Source organism: Comamonas sp. GB3 AK4-5 (assembly GCF_041320665.1).
Lineage (GTDB): Bacteria > Pseudomonadota > Gammaproteobacteria > Burkholderiales > Burkholderiaceae_C > Comamonas.
The window spans coordinates 2,633,463-2,650,895 of the sequence record NZ_CP166730.1; the positions used below are offsets into that span (position 1 = coordinate 2,633,463).

The 17,433-nt window shown below is 54.1% G+C and carries 21 protein-coding genes and 1 pseudogene; 13 read left to right on the plus strand and 9 right to left on the minus strand.

The features are described from left to right. Positions 1 to 50 precede the first annotated feature (50 nt). The 4 genes and pseudogenes from ACA027_RS11885 to ACA027_RS11900 all read right to left on the minus strand — a co-directional run. Positions 51 to 233: pseudogene (locus ACA027_RS11885) on the minus strand (ESPR-type extended signal peptide-containing protein); the annotation flags it as partial. Between the two features lie 130 nt (positions 234 to 363). Further along, positions 364 to 876, minus strand: a complete 513-nt coding sequence (locus ACA027_RS11890) for a hypothetical protein (protein WP_370678444.1) — start codon at positions 874 to 876, stop codon at positions 364 to 366. Next, positions 873 to 1,103, minus strand: coding sequence for a glycoside hydrolase family protein (locus ACA027_RS11895; RefSeq protein ID WP_370678445.1), 231 nt, complete (start codon positions 1,101 to 1,103; stop codon positions 873 to 875). Before ACA027_RS11895 ends, ACA027_RS11890 begins: the two co-directional genes overlap by 4 nt. Before the next feature lie 43 nt (positions 1,104 to 1,146). Further along, positions 1,147 to 1,955 (minus strand): IS5 family transposase gene (locus ACA027_RS11900; RefSeq protein ID WP_370678446.1). Its coding sequence is split into 2 segments (ribosomal slippage): positions 1,147 to 1,625 and positions 1,625 to 1,955, totalling 810 coding nucleotides; the frame shifts between segments, so codons are not numbered across the junction. Positions 1,956 to 2,028: 73 nt separating this feature from the next. Between ACA027_RS11900 and ACA027_RS11905 the strand changes: the two genes are divergently transcribed. The 4 genes from ACA027_RS11905 to ACA027_RS11920 all read left to right on the plus strand — a co-directional run bounded on the left by ACA027_RS11905 (position 2,029) and on the right by ACA027_RS11920 (position 3,866). Next, on the plus strand, positions 2,029 to 2,199 hold the full coding sequence (locus tag ACA027_RS11905; protein ID WP_370678447.1) for a hypothetical protein: 171 nt from the start codon (positions 2,029 to 2,031) through the stop codon (positions 2,197 to 2,199). Positions 2,200 to 2,370: 171 nt separating this feature from the next. After that, complete coding sequence (locus ACA027_RS11910; RefSeq protein ID WP_370678448.1) at positions 2,371 to 2,694, plus strand: hypothetical protein; 324 nt, start codon at positions 2,371 to 2,373, stop codon at positions 2,692 to 2,694. Between the two features lie 10 nt (positions 2,695 to 2,704). Next, the gene (locus ACA027_RS11915; protein ID WP_370678449.1) at positions 2,705 to 3,622 is read left to right on the plus strand and encodes a hypothetical protein; all 918 of its coding nucleotides are present in this window, start codon (positions 2,705 to 2,707) and stop codon (positions 3,620 to 3,622) included. Next, complete coding sequence (locus ACA027_RS11920; protein WP_370678450.1) at positions 3,606 to 3,866, plus strand: hypothetical protein; 261 nt, start codon at positions 3,606 to 3,608, stop codon at positions 3,864 to 3,866. The genes ACA027_RS11915 and ACA027_RS11920 overlap by 17 nt, the downstream gene beginning before the upstream one ends. 38 nt (positions 3,867 to 3,904) lie before the next feature. Here ACA027_RS11920 and ACA027_RS11925 read toward each other — a convergent pair whose 3' ends face one another. Beyond that, positions 3,905 to 4,165, minus strand: a complete 261-nt coding sequence (locus ACA027_RS11925) for a hypothetical protein (protein WP_370678451.1) — start codon at positions 4,163 to 4,165, stop codon at positions 3,905 to 3,907. A 129-nt stretch (positions 4,166 to 4,294) separates the two neighbouring features. Between ACA027_RS11925 and ACA027_RS11930 the strand changes: the two genes are divergently transcribed. After that, entirely contained in the window at positions 4,295 to 4,594 is a 300-nt protein-coding gene (locus tag ACA027_RS11930; protein ID WP_370678452.1) for an H-NS family nucleoid-associated regulatory protein, read from the plus strand. A 108-nt stretch (positions 4,595 to 4,702) separates the two neighbouring features. Here ACA027_RS11930 and ACA027_RS11935 read toward each other — a convergent pair whose 3' ends face one another. After that, entirely contained in the window at positions 4,703 to 5,431 is a 729-nt protein-coding gene (locus ACA027_RS11935; protein WP_370678453.1) for a hypothetical protein, read from the minus strand. Between the two features lie 92 nt (positions 5,432 to 5,523). On the opposite strand from ACA027_RS11935, the gene ACA027_RS11940 reads away from it, so the two are divergent. The 4 genes from ACA027_RS11940 (at position 5,524) to ACA027_RS11955 (ending at position 10,135) form a co-directional block, all read left to right on the plus strand. Then, positions 5,524 to 7,287, plus strand: a complete 1,764-nt coding sequence (locus tag ACA027_RS11940; protein ID WP_370678454.1) for a DNA cytosine methyltransferase — start codon at positions 5,524 to 5,526, stop codon at positions 7,285 to 7,287. Positions 7,288 to 7,506: 219 nt separating this feature from the next. Further along, complete coding sequence (locus ACA027_RS11945; RefSeq protein ID WP_370678455.1) at positions 7,507 to 8,175, plus strand: hypothetical protein; 669 nt, start codon at positions 7,507 to 7,509, stop codon at positions 8,173 to 8,175. Continuing rightward, positions 8,159 to 9,373 carry an XRE family transcriptional regulator gene (locus ACA027_RS11950; RefSeq protein WP_370678456.1) on the plus strand — a complete coding sequence of 405 codons (1,215 nt, stop codon included), beginning with the start codon at positions 8,159 to 8,161 and terminating at the stop codon, positions 9,371 to 9,373. The genes ACA027_RS11945 and ACA027_RS11950 overlap by 17 nt, the downstream gene beginning before the upstream one ends. A gap of 507 nt (positions 9,374 to 9,880) precedes the next feature. Further along, entirely contained in the window at positions 9,881 to 10,135 is a 255-nt protein-coding gene (locus ACA027_RS11955; RefSeq protein ID WP_370678457.1) for a pyocin activator PrtN family protein, read from the plus strand. A 1-nt stretch (position 10,136) separates the two neighbouring features. Here the strand turns inward: ACA027_RS11955 and ACA027_RS11960 are convergent, their stop codons facing one another. Further along, on the minus strand, positions 10,137 to 10,280 hold the full coding sequence (locus ACA027_RS11960; protein WP_370678458.1) for a hypothetical protein: 144 nt from the start codon (positions 10,278 to 10,280) through the stop codon (positions 10,137 to 10,139). A gap of 69 nt (positions 10,281 to 10,349) precedes the next feature. Between ACA027_RS11960 and ACA027_RS11965 the strand changes: the two genes are divergently transcribed. The 4 genes from ACA027_RS11965 to ACA027_RS11980 are packed head-to-tail and all read left to right on the plus strand — an operon-like array spanning position 10,350 to position 15,589. Continuing rightward, positions 10,350 to 11,480 carry a tyrosine-type recombinase/integrase gene (locus ACA027_RS11965; RefSeq protein ID WP_370678459.1) on the plus strand — a complete coding sequence of 377 codons (1,131 nt, stop codon included), beginning with the start codon at positions 10,350 to 10,352 and terminating at the stop codon, positions 11,478 to 11,480. Continuing rightward, a complete protein-coding gene (locus tag ACA027_RS11970) occupies positions 11,477 to 13,162 on the plus strand; it encodes an integrase (RefSeq protein WP_370678460.1) in 1,686 nt (561 codons plus the stop codon). The genes ACA027_RS11965 and ACA027_RS11970 overlap by 4 nt, the downstream gene beginning before the upstream one ends. Before the next feature lies 1 nt (position 13,163). Beyond that, complete coding sequence (locus tag ACA027_RS11975; protein ID WP_370678461.1) at positions 13,164 to 15,077, plus strand: integrase; 1,914 nt, start codon at positions 13,164 to 13,166, stop codon at positions 15,075 to 15,077. Next, positions 15,074 to 15,589, plus strand: coding sequence for a TetR family transcriptional regulator (locus ACA027_RS11980; RefSeq protein WP_370678462.1), 516 nt, complete (start codon positions 15,074 to 15,076; stop codon positions 15,587 to 15,589). Before ACA027_RS11975 ends, ACA027_RS11980 begins: the two co-directional genes overlap by 4 nt. Positions 15,590 to 15,711: 122 nt before the next feature. Here the strand turns inward: ACA027_RS11980 and ACA027_RS11985 are convergent, their stop codons facing one another. Then, positions 15,712 to 16,185, minus strand: a complete 474-nt coding sequence (locus ACA027_RS11985) for a hypothetical protein (protein ID WP_370678463.1) — start codon at positions 16,183 to 16,185, stop codon at positions 15,712 to 15,714. A gap of 457 nt (positions 16,186 to 16,642) precedes the next feature. Further along, a complete protein-coding gene (locus ACA027_RS11990; RefSeq protein ID WP_370678464.1) occupies positions 16,643 to 17,431 on the minus strand; it encodes a hypothetical protein in 789 nt (262 codons plus the stop codon). Positions 17,432 to 17,433 lie beyond the last annotated feature (2 nt).

Sequence of the window (17,433 nt, forward strand, 5' to 3'; positions counted from 1 at the left end):
ACAGACTGCCCATACGCACTACTTTCGCTGGCACAGCCCGCACCAGCAGAGCGTGCAATTTCAGGTGCGGCCACCCAAGCGTCCAATGCAACATTCCAGATAGAGCGGTAAATACAGTTCACGCGATCGCCTCCAAGCAGTGCCCGTTTTTCTTTGTAAAAAGACCTGCTCAGAACAGCCGCAAGCCCAAAAGAGCTCGAAATGTAACCAAATTCAACCTGACTGCATATCACTGGTTCTTGGTATTTTCAGCACTACATATGATTCAACTGTCTAAAAAACAAAATAAATAGACCGATTTCATACAATAGATCGTGCACACACTCCTGCGTCAGCGCGCATCTTTGCTGTAATGCAAACCTACTACTGCCGCTCCAGCAGCAGGCGATCTGCCACCGCCTGGCCGGCCAGGTACCCTACTTCGGCATCTCGCTGCTGGACCATGCCTGCAAGTCCTGCAACCACTGCTCCGCCCTCTGCAACCAGGGCTGCGAGCTTTTCGTGTCGATCTGCGAGATTTCTGCTGGCAGCGGCATCACCTGCAGCTTGGGCGTGGCGGGTGGCGGCGGCACGTAGGTCGCGCTGCAGGCCTGCAATGCGAACAGCGTCAGCAGCGCGGCCAGCCTCAAGAGCCTGGAGCTTTTGCGTGTAGTCATGGGTGTTGTCCTGTTGATCGCGGCCGTGCTGCAGTAGCGCACCCGCTTTGTTTTCTATAGCATCCGTCGCTTGTTTGGCATGCGATGCATCCTGTTTTGACTGCTTTGCCTGCACCCGGGCCGCCGCGGCATCCGCGCGCCAGCCCTGGGCAGTCCAGCCGGCGGTGAAGACCCCGGCCAGGGCCAAACCGGCCAGGGTGGCTTTGCCGCCGCCCGTCATGCTGCCAGCTCCACGCGCCAGGTGCAGATCTCGCCGTTTGCATCGCCGCGCAGCTGCAGGCCGGGCAGCACCTGCAGCACGCCCTTGACCGTGCCTTTGTTCCAGCGCGGATGCTCCGCACACGCCCCAGCCACATCGCCGGCATTGAGCTTACGCAGCAGCGTGCTGGTAGCCAGCGCGCCCGCCCCCTTGTTGTGGATGAAGTCCAAGACCACGGCCTGGGTCATAACGCCCAGGTCACCCCAGCCGCGCACCAGGCGCTTAGAGTGGCTAACACCACCGATCCACGAAGCGCGCGCAGATGATCGCTGCCGCCAATTTCAGCAGCGCTTCGTGGATATCCAGCCGTCGTTCAAAGCGGATTCGCAGCTTGCCAAAGCCTGCAAACCAGCTGTGCGTCCTCTCCACCACCCACCGGTGTTTGCCCAGCCGCTCGCTGCTCTCAATGCCTCGTCTGGCAATTCGGCCCATGATGCCCCGCTGCCTCAGATGGGCTCGGCATCGCTTGAAGTCGTAGCCTTTGTCGGCGTGCAGCTTGGCTGGCCTTTTACGGGGACGTCCTGGCAGGCCAGCAATCGCAGGAATCGCGTCCACACACTTCTCGAACATCTTGGAGTCGTGCCGGTTCGCGCCGCTGACCAAGATCACCAGCGGGATGCCTCTGGCATCTACGACGATGTGCCGCTTGGAGCCGAGCTTGCCTCTGTCCGTGGGGTTTGGGCCCGTTTCCTGGCCCCCCGGGGGCTTGGTACCGAGGAGCCATCAATGCTGGCCCGGCTCCAATCGATTTGGTCATGTTCACGCAAGCGAGTCAGCATGGCTTGGTGCAGCTGCTCCCAGACACCAGCGGCGTTCCAGTCGCGCAGGCGCCGCCAGCAAGTCATGCCGCTGCCGTAGCCCAGGGATTGGGGAAGGTCTTCCCATGGAATGCCTGTTTGCAGCACGAACAAGATGCCGTTGAGGGCAGCTTCATCGCTGATTGCGCGTTTGCGCGCACCGCCTTTGGCAGAAGGCACGAAGGCTGGGATCAGGGGTTGTAGCTGTCGCCACAGTTCTTTGCTTACGGGTCGTCGTGCCATGAGGGCAGCGAGCATAACCGCTCTGCGAGGCCCTCTGGAGAAGTGGTGTTAGCCACTCTAAAGGAAACCCACCATGCCGACCACCACGCGCACCCACCTCGTCACTGTCGTTACCTCGCACGGCGCAACCCGCTACCCAGCCATCCAAACCGGTGCAGCAGAGGCCATCCAGCAGGCCATGGCCCTCTTCCCCAGCGCCCGCACCGTGGGTGCCAAGCCCATGCGCACCAGCAGCGCTGGATAGCCTGCTGACGGCGATGGCCAGCCATGACCGCCGCCGCAGCCAAACCCTGCGCGCCATCGAAAAGAAAGCCGCCAGCGAACAGCGCGCAGCTCTTTCACTGCAGACCTACTTTCAAAACGCAACCCCACAAGCCCGGCCACCACGCCGGGTTTGATGTTTCTGGAGCCCGCAATGCGCCACACCGGAATGCTTTTCCTCAGCCGCCAGCGACCGCACGCAGCGCCTGCGCGTTGCGGCATTTTTCAACTGCAGTTGCATGCCTACGACCGCATAGGCCCACATCAGGCAGAGCCATGGCGCATGACCTGGACAGGCCCTGCAGCCCAGCGCTTCTGGCAGCAACACGAAGCCGAGCTGCTGCCCGGCGCCGCACTCATCGTCGAGCTCGAAGCCGCGCGAACCCACACCCTGCGCACGCGCCCTCCCATGGCTGAGTTGCAGGCCCGCGTCATCAGCATGGCACTGGTGCCCAGCCACGCCGTCAGAACCCAGTAAAGGAAACAGCATGTCCTCCGAGCCCCAAAAACTCCCTGTCAACTTCTGGCGCAGCCGCCGCAAAGAACTGACCATCATGGCCAAAACCATGACTGCCGAGCAGATTGCCATGCACTTTGGCAGCACCACCAAGCGCGTGCGCGATTCACTCTCTGCCCTGCAAATCACCCCCGCCCAAGCGTTCGTGCCGCTGCACGTAGGCCGTGAACATCAGCTGCGCGAAATGGCCAAAACCATGACCTTCACCGAAATAGCAAAAGCCATGGGAACACCACCCAACACCATGTACAGCATGCTGAGCAGACTGAAGATCAAGGCTTTGGCCAAGAGCCTCACCCCTACCCTTCAAGATCGACTCGAGGAGCTGACCCGCCTGGCACCAACGATGAGCCTTGAGCAGCTGGGCAAGCACTTCGACCGTGCACCCAAGACCATCCAGAAGGAGATCTACAAACTGGGCATGAGACCCCTCACCACACACCAAAGCCTATGGTCAGCACGAGCCGATGAATTGCGGGCCATGGCCAAAACCATGAACCCCACGGAGCTGGCAAAGCACTACGGCTCCACGCGCAACAACATGTACCGAATCCTGCAGCGCCTGGGCATCCAGTGCCAGCAGCAGCCTGCCACCGCCACCGCAAAGGCAGCGCCCAGCAAGCCAAAGCCCGCACCGACCAAGCTCACCCGGCTCGAAAGCCGCCCAGCCACAGTGCCGCGCAGCACCGCCGCCCGCAAAGCGCCAGTGCAAATCGTGATGCCCGCCGGCCTGAAGGTAACGCACATTGAGCTGCAGCTCCCCACCTCGGCCCGCATCTGCAACGGCACATCGCGCGAGCCCTACCGCCCGCACAGCGATGTGATCGCAGTGGCTCGCGGCACCGCCTACGGCCGGCTGCTGGAAGCGCAGCATGCAGCCAGGCAGTGAAGCAGCATGCCCGGGCTACTGGGCCGCAATAGCCGAGGCATTCAAAGTGCGCAGCAGCTGGCTTAGCGACCCGCAGCGGCTGCACATACAGCACCACTGCCTTGGCCTGTGGAACAGCCAGGACGAAGGGCTTTATCGCCATGTTTTCCTGCAGGTGCGCCACACCGAGGGCGCCCGCTGGCTCACCAACGACCGCACACCAGCGCAATTGCTGCGCTGGTGGATTGAATGCAAGCATCCGTAGGCCTGAGCACAGGCTTCAGCCTGTCCTTATTTCCTTGATCAGACAGCCAGCGGCACCCGGTTTCCATCCTTGTCGACCAAGAAATTACCGTCATCGACAAGCGCGATCTTGCAGCCCTGGAACTCACTTTCCCAGCCTGGCGCGAATTGGAAGTTCATTGTGTTGATGATCAACCTGCGGTCATCCACCAATTTTTTGTTCGTTTGAGCATCGAGCTCAAAGCGCTGCGGATATGCGTTGTTGTGCGCCTTCCAGTGGTCCTGGAGCGCTTTCGTCATTGTTTCGTAGATGCTGGCCATGGCCCGAGTTTACGACCCCACCCAGCCCGCCCAGACCAAGCCGCGGCTCCCGCCCCTGCGTTGGAGCGCAAACACGCCAACGACACCGAAGGCGACGACCTCGATTAATCACCACCACTAGGAAACACCATGAGCACCTACAAAGAACTGCTGGCCCAGCGCGACGAGCTGGAAAAGAAGATTGAAGCCGAGCGCGCCGCCGCGCGGGCTACTGCCCTGGCCACTGTGCGCGAGCTGTGCGCCGAGCACGGCATCACGGCCGCCGACCTGGTGCCCAGCGCCAGCAAGAGCAAACCCCGTGCCGTTGGCACCGTGCCGGCCAAGTACCGCAACCCAGAAACCGGGGACACCTGGACTGGCCGCGGCAAGGAGCCGGTGTGGATTCGTGGCTTGGCCCGCGAGGCCTATCTGATCACCCCGGCCGCATAACAGGGGCATGAGCACAGGCCTTGCGCCTGTCCTGATTTCCTTGAGACTGTTTTTTCTTAAAAATCTGCGGCGATTTTCATTGTGAGCAAAAAAATTACTTCCAATTATTCAACAATTCCTATATATCTCTTCGTTGGCCGGCAAAACCTCATCTAAATTTACTCGTTCATCAACTAAATGATTAACTGTTCTTAGAATATCCGCTATTAAAATAAGTCCATCCTTCCATTCACTCAGCTTTGATTCAAATCTATTGTTATTTTTCTCATAAAAATCCACACTAAATCTTGAAACATCCAACTGTATAGATTTAAATTCCCCAATTGCATACGATATTCTTTGTCCAATCAATTCGGGAATAATTGCAAATGATTGGGCCGGCAATGAATCATCTAAGAAATTATCATATTGTTTTAACCACTCTCTGAATTCAGAGAACAATTTCACAATGTCATTTTCTTGCATGCCAACAGGATCCAAAGCAAAAACATATCTATAGCCACATGTTCTTACATCATCTTCAAAATCTCTGAGAATTGGTTTTATTCGAAGCAAATATAGTATTGCTTCTTTCTCTTTTTTACTCAATTCGTTATCCGAAGCAATTTTGTTATGAATTACCGGGAATAACGCCGCACCTAATATTGCAAAAATTGATCCAATTGCTTGGACCCAGCCGGATAGATTGTCTTTTCCTCCAATTGCACAAAGAATATCGCTCCAAAAATAAGCATAAACAAACCAACAAATAAAAAAGCCAATAATAAATACCCCGCCAATTGCAGCTTGATTGGAAGTCATCAATGGCGAACGCAGACGCTTTATAGAAATATTCATACTCCTCCTTCGTTTTTACGAAGGTAGGTTACCTCATAACCCCAGCCCGCCCGGCCCAAGCCGCGCGGGCTTTGTCTTTTCTGGAGCCCTGAATGCTGACACCCCAGTTTGTCCTCGCCCTGTCCGCCAAGCTGGTGGTAGACCTGTTTGCCGGTGGCGGCGGCGCGTCCACAGGCATCGAGCAGGCCATCGGCCGCCACGTCGATATCGCCATCAACCACGATGCCGACGCCATCGGCATGCACGAAATCAATCACCCGCAGACGCGCCACTATCAGGCAGACGTTTGGGAGGTGGACCCGGTGCTGGTCACGGCCGGCATGCCTATCGGCCTGCTGCATGCATCGCCAGACTGCACCCACCACAGCCAGGCCCTGGGCGGCCAGCCGCGTAGCCGCGAGATACGCTCGCTTGCGTGGATCGTGCACCGATGGGCAGCCCGCAAGCCCGACGTGATCACCCTGGAGAACGTGGAGCAGATGCTGCAATGGTCGCCCCTGGTAGCCAAGCGCGATCCGGCCACAGGCCGCGTCATCACGCTGGACAAAGTGCAGGATGCCAGCGGCAAGACGGTCTATCGCGTGGCCGATCCTGGCGAGCGTGTGCCGCGCCACCGGCAATTCCTGGTGCCCGATAAAAAGGCCATGGGCCGGAACTGGAACCACTTTGTGCAGGGCCTGCGGGATATGGGCTACGTCGTGCAGTGGCGCGTCATCTGCAATGCGGACCTGGGAGCACACAGCACCCGCACCAGGCTCTATATGGTGGCCCGCCGCGATGGATTGCCCATCGTGTGGCCCGAGCCCACTCACACCAAGAAGCCCTCCGGCCAGCGCAAAGCCTGGCGCCCGGCGGCTGACTGCATCGACTGGAGCATCCCGGGCGCCAGCATCTTCGGCCGCAAGAAGGATCTGGCCGAGGCCACGATGCGGCGCATTGCCCATGGCATGCAGAAGTTTGTGCTGGATGCAGCAGAGCCATACATCGTCAGCCAGCAAGATCGTGCAGCATTCATCACCAAGTTCAACACCGGCTCAACCGGATCGGACTTGCGCGACCCGGTGCCCACGGTCACCGCCGGCGGCCACCCCGTCCGGCCCGGAACTGGCACCACCATCGGCTTGATGTCTGCATGCCTGGTCCAGGCCGGCCACGGCGAGGGCAAGGGAGGCGGCAAGCGCTGGAGCCATGGCGCCAACGACATCACGGGCCCGCTGGGCACGGTCACCGCCAGCGGCGGCGGCCAGAGCCTCGCCACGGCCTTCATGGTCCAAGCCAATGGCGGCTTCAACACCACGCCGGCCAGGGATCTGCAGGAGCCGGTTTCCACCGTCACCACCAGCGGCAGCCAGCAGCAGCTGGCCGTGGCCCATCTGGCAACCCTGCGCCACCACAGCACTGGGCGCGACCTGTCGGAGCCGCTGGCGACTGTGGCCGCCGGCGGCGAGCACCACGCCCTGCTGCAGTACCAGCTCAGCCAGGACGACCAGGCCGGCGCGCTGCGCTGTGCCGCCTTCCTGATGCGCTACCACGCCAACGGCGGCCAATGGTCAGACCTGCGCGACCCGGTGACCACCATCACCACGCGCGACCGCCTTGCCATGGTGACCATGTGGCTCAGGGGCGAGCCCTGGGTAATCGTGGACATCACGCTGCGCATGCTGGTGCCGCGCGAGCTCTACAACGCCCAGGACTTCCCGCAGAGCTACGTCATTGACCGCACGGCCACGGGCAAGGCCCTGACAAAAACCGCCCAGGTCCGCATGGCCGGCAACAGCGTCAGCCCGCTGCCCATGCGGCTGATCGTGGAAGCGAACTACACCGAAATGGCCATGCCGCAGCGCAAGGTCGCATGACAACCCAGGCCCGCACACCGCAGGCCTTTCTCACAGGGGCACCAGTACAGTTTTCGACTTGAAGCTAACCATTGCGAATCTTGATATAGCTATGCCTGCGAGCTGTACAAAAATACAGTAAAATGAATTACAAACAATTAGCCGCGCAAGAAATCCAGCAACACGAAACTTTTTCCATTAAAATTCCGCACATACGCAACTCATTGAAAGAGTGTAAACGTGCCTTCCTTGTCCAAACTCGGTCCTCCTGAACTGGAGCAGCTCATCAAAGAGAACATCCAGCGCGATGCCCTCATGGCTCTTGATGACGCATACAAGTCAGGAGATGACAAGTGCGTCGCCCATGCAACGTTGTTCGCACGGACTCATCGCTCTTCGGGGGCAGGACAAAACAGGCACTTTTTCACCAATGAGACGTTCCATGAGGCCCTCACCGTTCATGGTGCCAAGCCTTCTCCGCTCTGTGGCACAAAGCTGGTGATCGGCAAGCTCGGCATCTTCAGCATTGCCCGTCTCAACGTGCCGGGCCACAAGTGGGTCAACCTTAAAGGCAGCAAAACCCGCAAACAGCTCGCTCAGCTCAATACGGCCATCGAACGCACCTACGTCCAAGGCGATTTGTTTGATGCCGACAGGCCCGTCTCTGCGGGAACAATTTTTATTCTTGGTGTGATGGATGGCCTAGACATCGCCACAGGCGTTGCAAAATTGACACAAGTCATGATTGCACTACCTGCGCCAGATATGAAATCCTGGCTCTACATCAAGCCCCTAACCGAATTCCTTAAGTTGTACGACCTGCCCGAAAACAACAACCAGTACGACGGAGCAGTGCCAACACTTAAGGCGCAACCCAAGAAACTTACCGGAAATGACCAAGGGTATTAACGACCTGCAACCAGCGCGCCTTGAACAAGCGCTGGTTGCCCGCGGCCTCACCAAAGGCCAGCTGGCTAGCCTTGTTGGCGTAGCGGCATCTACTGTTACCAAGTGGTGCAAAGGCGATCAGTTTCCTGAAGCAGAAACCTTTGACCGCCTTGCATCCACATTGAATGTAGAGGCCGAGTGGCTGACCCGTCCGACACTCCCTGCGGTCTCCGCCCCCCTGTTTCGCAGCAACGCCCTCGCCCTTAAAGCAGCTCGCGCCAAGCTCAATGAGCGCGCCAACTGGGCACAAGACTTAGCAGCCCTGTTTGCCCTGCATGCAGACTACCCAGCCCTCAACCTGCCAGAACGCGACTTTCTTGCCCCTGAAGAAATCACTAACGCAGACATTGAAGCTGCTGCGGAGGAATGCCGCCAACGCTGGAAACTGGGTCGCACGCCCATACAAGACTTGGTACTAGCCGCAGAAAGCGCTGGCATTCTGGTTGTGCGTGAAGAGACCGACATCGCCACGATCGAAGGACTCTCCAGCTGGAGCTCGGTACTGGGCCTACCTATCGTCCTGCTATCAGCCGACAAGGCCAATGGCTTCCGCAGCCGCTTTGATCTGGCCCATGAAATTGGCCACCTTGTGCTGCACAAGCACATTCCGCCCTCGCCAGACCGTGACCGCTACAAACTCATGGAAAAGCAGGCCCACCACTTTGCCGGCGCACTACTCCTACCTGCCGAAACCTTTGCCGACGACGTGCGCGTTCCCATCAACCTGGACAATCTGCTCATCCTCAAGCAACGATGGGGCGTATCTGCTGCAGCCATGCTTATGCGCCTGCACAGAATTGAATTGATTACCGATGAAGAGAAAGACACTCTCTTCAAACGCCGCTCTGCCCGATGGGGGGCCAAGGCGGAACCATTTGACGAAAAGTGGGAGCCTGAAAAGCCTCGCCTGCTGCGCCGCACGATGGAGTTGCTCATCAATGCAGGCTTATTGACGACCGAGAGTGTTGTGCGATATATCGGCCTCAGCGCGCGCGATGTCGAGCAGCTTTGCGGCCTTCGCGAAGGCTATTTCTCCAGCCCACCACAGGTGGTGGAACTTGCGACATTGCGTCACAACAAGACAGCAACGCATGCTGGTCAGAAAGTCGCAAATGGCGAGAGTGCGCAAGTGATGTCACTGATGGATTTCAGACGCTGACATCCTCCTATGACCCACGCTTGTGGGCCTTTCTTTTGAAGCAGCTCAAATCGCAGCTCATCTCGCCCCAACAACCCAGGCCCGCCCAACAGCGGGCCTTTCTCTTTCTGGAGTGCCCTATGGCCACCACCACACCCTACACCTCAGTCACAGCGGCGTAACAACTGCACGCCACCGTTGCTGCAAGCCAACCCCAGCATCTGCGGCATTCAACGCGCCAATGCCGCGGCATAAGCTCAAAGGAGAACCATGCGCAGTCCAAAGAAAGGCCGAGCCCCCATGCGACTTCAAGACCTCGCTAACACCATCGATTGCATTCAATGCAGCAAGAAAAAACCGGCCTCAGGATCTCGCCTTTTTCATGCGTGTCATGTTTGTAGTGACTGCTCTCAGAAACTGGCCCAGTTGCCCGCAACTCAGACTCAAATGAGCTGCCCAGCGCACTGATCCGCCTCACCTACACATCCAGCCCCGCCATTGAGCGGGGCTTCTTTTTTGGAGCCATTTATGAGCATGACCCACTTCGCCCTGCTCGCTAAGTTCGGAGACACCAACATTCCGCTTGAAGCATGCTGCATGGACTTTTTCGGCATCGCGCCGCGCAAGGCCAATGAGCGTGCGTGCCTGCAGGATCTGCCTGTGCCCGCATACAAGCTGGGCGGCCAGCGTAGCCCCTGGTTTGTGGATGCCAAGGCACTGGCAGAACACATCGATAAGAAGAAGGCCGAGGCCGAGAACGACTGGGGGCGCCTGCGTGCGTAACTCAGCGCTCAGGGACGTTCTCTGGCCTGAGGTGGGTGTACCGCTTCAACGTGGCCCAGCTGGTGTGCAGCGTGAACTGGGCCACCTCTTGAATGCTGTACCCCTTTTCAAACAGGCGGCTGGTGGACTCGTGTTCTACCAACATCTAAGTGTTGCTGAAAGATATCTTTTGGAAGCAGCACATTAGCATCATGATGCTGATGAAGGGATAAGTGTGCATTTGTTCTACACAGATAAAAGTTTCGAGCTGAATGGCGTGTCTTTGCCTGGGATTCCGTTCCTAGCCAACGCCGATGCAGAGTTGATCGAGTCCGCCAATCGCTACCTATTCCACATCGCGGTAGTGCGAGGGCGCACTCGCGCTCCCGCCACCTGGCGAACCTATGCGAACCATCTATACGAGTTTTTCTCTTTCCTCGAAGAGAACACATTGTTCTGGAGCCAAGTGAACCAGGAACACATCGCTGTCTGGCGCAACTCGATGCTGGATCGTGACCTTTCCCGCTCTACGATCAATAAGCGCCTTTCGACCACCTGTGCGTTTTACACTTGGTGCGCTCGCCAAGGTTTGACCGAACAGCGGCCATTCGAAACTCAGGAAGTGCTTGTGTCGAAGTCAAAGGGGTTCTTGGTTCACGTTGATGCTACCGGGAGTCGCGTGCAGGCTAATGAATTGACTTTGCGAACTCAACCGCAACTTCCCAAATTCCTGAGCATCCCAGAAGCCCTTCAATTTATCGAAACACTGTCGCCTCGCCGGACGCAACTTTTGGCCTACCTAATGCTGTTGTGTGGTCTACGTCGTGAAGAGGCTTGTGCCCTCGATGTTCGGGTTCTGCCAACCCCGGCCGGACATTCTTCAGGTAAGGCCATCAAGATGACACTCGATCCATGTCTTACGCCAACCAAAGGTTCCAAAGAGCGCTGGGTGATGGTTCCATATGACCTCGTGGGGCACCTGTTTGACTACATGATGCGGGTACGACCAAAACTCGTCAGCATGCACCGCAAACGCCATGGCAAGGAGACAACCAAGCTATTTCTGACACGTGATGGCGCAGAATTATCGTTGGACGGACTGGATGTGAGCTTTCAACGAGCATCAACCAAATCTGGGGTGAAGTGCACACCTCATCGCTTGAGGCACACCTTCGGCACCTACGAGTTTTTACGAGTTTCAGAAAAGTGGGGAACTGATAGTGCATTGCACTGGGTTAGAGACCGTTTAGGACATTCATCTATCGCTACCACTGAGGTTTATGTGCATGCGGCTGACCTACTAAAACATGACGAGGTGGATGGCTACGTGGAAGAAGTTCTACAACTCGTAGCTAGGCCATCATGATTGGTAAAAAACGAGTTATTCGGAAAGTTACGGCTGTAACGCTGGAGGGCACTGTCGTAGATTTACCGCCATCATGGTGCTTCACTATTCGTTGTCAGCATCATGGCGAAATTCGCTTCGATTTTCCCCCCTGGCGCCAAGGTGGCCGCGAAGAGCTAGCGATTCATGTGCGAGATGCAATTTGGTCGATGCGGCATGAGCTGGTTGGAATCACCCTGCAGGGGATTTTCCAGCAGCTATCCACTTACTTCTGGCCATTCTTGGATGAACTCGAGAAGAGTAACTACGCTGTCTTCCGCTTAAGCCAAATTGATGAGGCGACTTTCAGAGAGTTTCTTGCGTGGCTCGAGCGACGTATCGCCACTGTGGGGAAAACAGCAGGCCAACCGCTGTCACTCTCCGCGAAGAAAAATGCCTATACGGCGCTGAAGACTGTACTGATAAATAGAATGAAAAAGGAACCAGATTCAGTCAACACACAGTTACGATTTCCCAAGTCGCCGTTCCCCAATATCAATCGGTTAGTTCCGAAGCGTACGTCATATAGTAAAAGTGAGCAGAGTAGAATCATTGCGGCTTGCAATCAAGACTTGAAGCGAATCCACAGCCCGCAAAGCGGCGAATTATTGCCACCGGCACAAGTTTTGGCCGTGCATCTAATAGTATTGGCATTGGCCACAGGTCGGAACTTTCAAGGCCTGCTTGAGCTTCGACGAGATAGTTTAAAGCCCCATCCTCTCAAGGATCGTGAAATCCTCATCACTGAAAAGCGCCGTGGCGGTTCCACACAGGTCACCTCATACCGAGCGCAGGAGGTCAATCAGAAGGCAGAACAAGATCAGGTACTCACGATCCCCACCACCGTGGGCAGCCACTTTCGCTGGCTTGCTGACTTCACCCGCTCAGTAAGTGATGAGGCCCTCTTCGAGGATCGCGACTTAGTATTCCTGTGGCGGGTACCTTATACAGGACGTCATCCCAAGTCCACTCGTCAGGGACGGATTAACCGTTTTACCCAGGTGGATGCTCGAAACGCCATCGCGGATTTTGTTGTACGCCATGAACTGGTTGATGACCATGGGGAGCGCCTTCTCTTCAGTGTCGCCCGTTGTCGCCCAACCTTTGGTACGAACCTGTATGCACTAACACGAGATATTCGCAAGGTCCAACTTGCGATGGGTCATGCATCCGCCGAGACCACTGCACGTCATTATGTGTCGCTACCAGCAGTCGCAGAGCGGGATCATGTCTTTGTCGGCCAAGCGATGGTGGGTTGGGTCACTTCGGCCAGTGAGGCTAAAGCCACGGCACTAGCCGCCGATGGCAAGATACCGCTTCAGAATGTACGCGAACTCTTGAGCGGTGGATACAACACCGCCGTTGCTCGCTGCATGAATCCATTCCGCGAGGGAGAAGAGGTTTGCGGCAAGTACATGGTTTGTTTCAAATGCCCGCAGATGGTGGTTTTCGAAGACGACCTCTGGAAAATGTTCAGCTTCTACAACAAGCTGCTTGCCGAAAGAAACAAGATCGCCCCGCATCACTGGGTCAAGACATACGGCTGGGTCATAAAAACCATCGACAACGACATAGCGACTCAATTTCCGGCCGACATAGTCGAGGCTGCAAAAAACAAAGCCAAGGTGACACCTCACCCAGCTTGGCTGAGTGCTGGAGGGTAATATGATCCCGCTGATGCTTGAAGTTAATCGGTTATCTGGCTTAGCTTTCACTCAAAAAGCACGCCTCCCTGTTTCGGTCAGCATTGATACAACAGGCTCGCAGACCGTAATCAGCCATTATGAAGATGATATCTGGAATTTCTGGCCGTATATCTCGCGCGAAAATGCCAAGGATGGGGAAAAGCGAATCATCTGGGGGATAGCGTTACCGGATGGCACATCGCTAACCGACGTAGTCCATCGCAGCTTGTTAACTTCGGCCAAGGATTTTATTTGGTCGCTTCATCTTGATCCCATCGAGGGTGGGAAGCGCCCAGGGCTAAAAACATTAATATCCCAGATGGCCAACCTAGCGTTCCTACTGCGATGGATGGTCAGCAAAGGCATTACAAAGTTTGCGCAGTTGGAGGGTAGGACGCTTGAGTACGTCGTGGCTGCCAAGGATGGGAAATCCGCAACAAGTACAGTGATGAAAAGATTACTGTTAATCGAGAAGTTGCATGCACAAGCAGGAAAAATCGATGACTTTTTGCCGTCTCATCCTTGGCCCTTTGAAAGCGCAGCCCTGCTGGCCGGCATGGATCAACGCATGGCTCATCGAGTACCGAAGACGCCTGTGATTCCCGAATCGGTGTTCGTTCCGCTTGCTCAGAAAGCCATTGAGTACCTTGAGCAACGAGCACCGGCGATCTTGGCCGTTCATGCAGAGGCTGAGCAGGCAATGGAGGCAGCAGCAGCGCGCGGTGTGAAAGGGCATGCTTATCAGCATGTCTTTGGTACAGAAGTAGCTAGAACACATGGCTATGCAGGACTCCGAGAGCTTCATGCCGAAGTGGCATTGCTTAGAACTGCAACCTACATCTGCATCAACATGTTCTCTGGCTTACGCAACTCTGAAATGATGTCTCTAGAGTCCGGATGCATCACAAAGGAATCCGGAATCGATGGCAGCTACGAGTGCATCTGGTTGCATGGCACTATCTACAAGACTGGCGAGCGACCACACAAATGGTTAGTCCCGCCGATCGTAGCGCGTGCTGTAGATCTTGCAGAACGCATGATCAAGCCTTTCCAATCGATGCTTCGTGACGAAGAGCGGAAGCTTCGCAAGCAGGAAGCCCATGAGTCGAGGTATGCAAAGCGCTTGGCTGAAATATCCAGGAGCATGAACAAGTTGTTTCTAGCAACACACTATAGCCAGCAGGGGCCAGTAGCCGTGATGCCGGGCAGCGCCGCTGTTAATAAATGGCTGAAGGACTTCTGTCAGAATTTCAAGATCCGTGACGTAAGTGGCAACGTTTGGGATCTTGCTTCTCACCAATTCCGGCGCACATTCGCCTACAACTATGCTCGCTCTGAGCTGGGGGACCTGCTGTACCTGAAAGAACACTATGGGCACTGGAGTCTCGACATGACCATTTTGTATGCTGACGGCGCGGCCGACGAATACCAGATCGATAACGGTTTGCTGGATGACGTAGTGCGTGCTAAACAGGAACGTCAAGCAAAGATACTAGCTGGTTATCTCGACTCTGATGCTCCTTTGGCCAAAGGTGAGGACTGGCTGGGCACGTGGCGCCCCATAATTCGCACTGCCAAAAATAAGGGCGAATTAATCAATGAGCTGAGCAGCACGATCACCCTCAACGGCACCGGGCATAGCTGGTGCGCCGGTAATGCCAAAGGGGGAAATTGCGGTGGACTGTGCTTGTTTGAGGCTGATATGTGTGTCGACTGCAATATGGCGCTGATTGGTCCAGAGCACCTTCCTGTTTGGAAAGAAATTGCAGGGCAACAACTGATGGTACTGCAACTACCCGATATGGGCGTCCCGGCCAAGAACCGCGCTATCCGCATTCTGGAAAAAGCGAATCAGGTAATCAACAAACTTCATAGCAGTGGGTCAGACGCATGAGCAGTGTGAATACGGCAGGCAATCCCGAAGCGTTGAAGGCACACAAAGAAGTGTCGCAGCGGCAGACCCGACAAGAGCTAGAGTTGGCGTTCGCTCGCCTAAGAAATGGCAATCCGCGCCGTGTCAAGCGCGACACAGCTATCAACGCGACAGCAGTGGCGACCGAGGCGGGTATAGATCGCTCCACGCTTTATCGTTTCCATGAACCCATCCTTACGGCTATCCGAAAATTCAACGAGGCAACGTCGAAGCAAAAGTTAGAAGCTAAGCAGGGAGAGTTAGGGGAAGCACGGACCAAGGCTCGCGAATACCGCGAAGCACTGGAGCTGGCGCGAAATGAAATGGCAGCATGGGCTCGTCAGAATTATGAGCTTGCCCACCATGTACAAGACCTAAAGGCTACTGTTAAAAACCAACACAAAATAATATCAGAGTTACAAGCTCGGTTAGATAAATTGAGTCGAAATAAGGCGGGTCTGCTATTCACTGCACACAGTAACCGTTCCGAATAACGAAAAAACAAATAATATATATTATTGCAGTTTTAGACTACTCTGTTTTAAATCATTCCGTAATTTAGCTGCCATCCTCTGTTATTTTCAGCCTGTCCCTTTCATATCAAAGAAATAACCTATCACTCAATGGCCGCGCTTCCAGTACCATCTGCCAAAATACTCCAGTAGGCAAAGCAAGGCGCACCATATCCGTGATAAAGCGTCCATCCTGACTCAGGGACCTGACACTTCGCTTCAAGATACTGTGCAAATCCGAGGTTAAAAACATTAGAAACTACCACAGCTTGGATGCCTGGCATCTTTGATATTCCCTGTACAAGCTGTGTGAAAATACCTCGCCTTCGAAGCTTAGGTTCTAGTTCGATAATTTCAATCGCAGGGAATGCACGTGCTGCCTCTGTCGTTCCCAGCTCTTTAACAATCTTCTCAGGAATGCTTGGAGGCATCCTGATTTCTAGCTCCAAATACCCTTCAATATCTATATACAAAGGGAAGCGAGGGTAGCCGCAATCTCGGAATGCTTGAAGCAAAGATAAGACAAATTCATCAACCTGTGCCTGCTCGAAAGATGTATTGGTTTTTCGAAATTTCATTCTTCAATATTTGAATATTGGATGAAAAAATTATCACTCTTAGCACCCCATCCTGCTACTGGCATGAACTGCGAGCAACATATGCCTCCTGTGCAGCGGTTGCAGTCCTTCAGGCTCACACCCTAAATGTCTGTTTTGAACTACAGAGCAGTCATCTTCAAAGATTAATGGAGGAAGTTGCGTGAAACCGACAGTTATCTAGCGAAAGCTGGTCGATTCATGCTGAGCCAGCTCAGCGACGGTGCGACTTTGGCTTTGAAGGCAGCGCTGTGCTTGCGTCTTGATTTGATGGTCATAGATTTCTCCAGGTTCGGCCTGCTGTCAGGCCGTTTTTACGGGAAGAAATCTCGCTTAGCCAACTGTTCAAAAAACCGGGGCCACTTCTCACTTCTATCATCAGGGATGCGACATGAAGCTATCTGATTTTTGGAGTTGTTTTTGCGGCAGCCCCCTCTAATTATCTAAATAATTTAGAAAAAAAACTATTTAAAGGAGGCTTCCAACCTGGAGATAGAAAATCATATACTTCGTTATATTTAGCGATGGGGAGGACAGGCATTAAATCCATTGGGATACGATCATTTTCAATGAAAACATTTAATCCCTTTATCCAACACAGCTTACAACAAATCACTGCCCATTTCGCTAAAAATTTATCATCCAGATGATCATCAAATCTTATTTTTGTTAAGCTTTCTATATGAGAAGATAGTTCAGTAGTATTTTTTTCAAAAAATAATCGAAAGAAATCATTTATTTCAACATGAACACCATTATGTGAGATTTTTGATTTTTGATTTTTGATTTTTGACAAACCTTCAACACCAACATAATCCCCTCTAATTATTAATTGCAAGGCATAGAAATAGTAATGATAGTGATTAGGGCTGTCCTTAAAAACCAAATCTTCATTAGCTATAGAACTAATTAATTTTTCTTCATCAGAGAGCAATGCATATAAAAATGCATTAAATGGCAAGTTTTCATTGCAAAAACTCTTATTCATTCCATGCTCTCTAGACTTCATACTTAATAGCGATGAGGTATAAAAATTCTGTTTCATAGAAGAAATATTATTGCTAATGAAAAAATCTTGAATTCCTTTGTACTGATAATAATTTGAAATACTGTTTAGCAAAAAACCTTTATTTACCTTATGAAATTGTTTTTTATATTTCTCGCTATACTCAAAAATATTAATTCCTGAAGAATTGAGGTAGTTTTTCAGCTGTTCTTCCTTGGTCATAT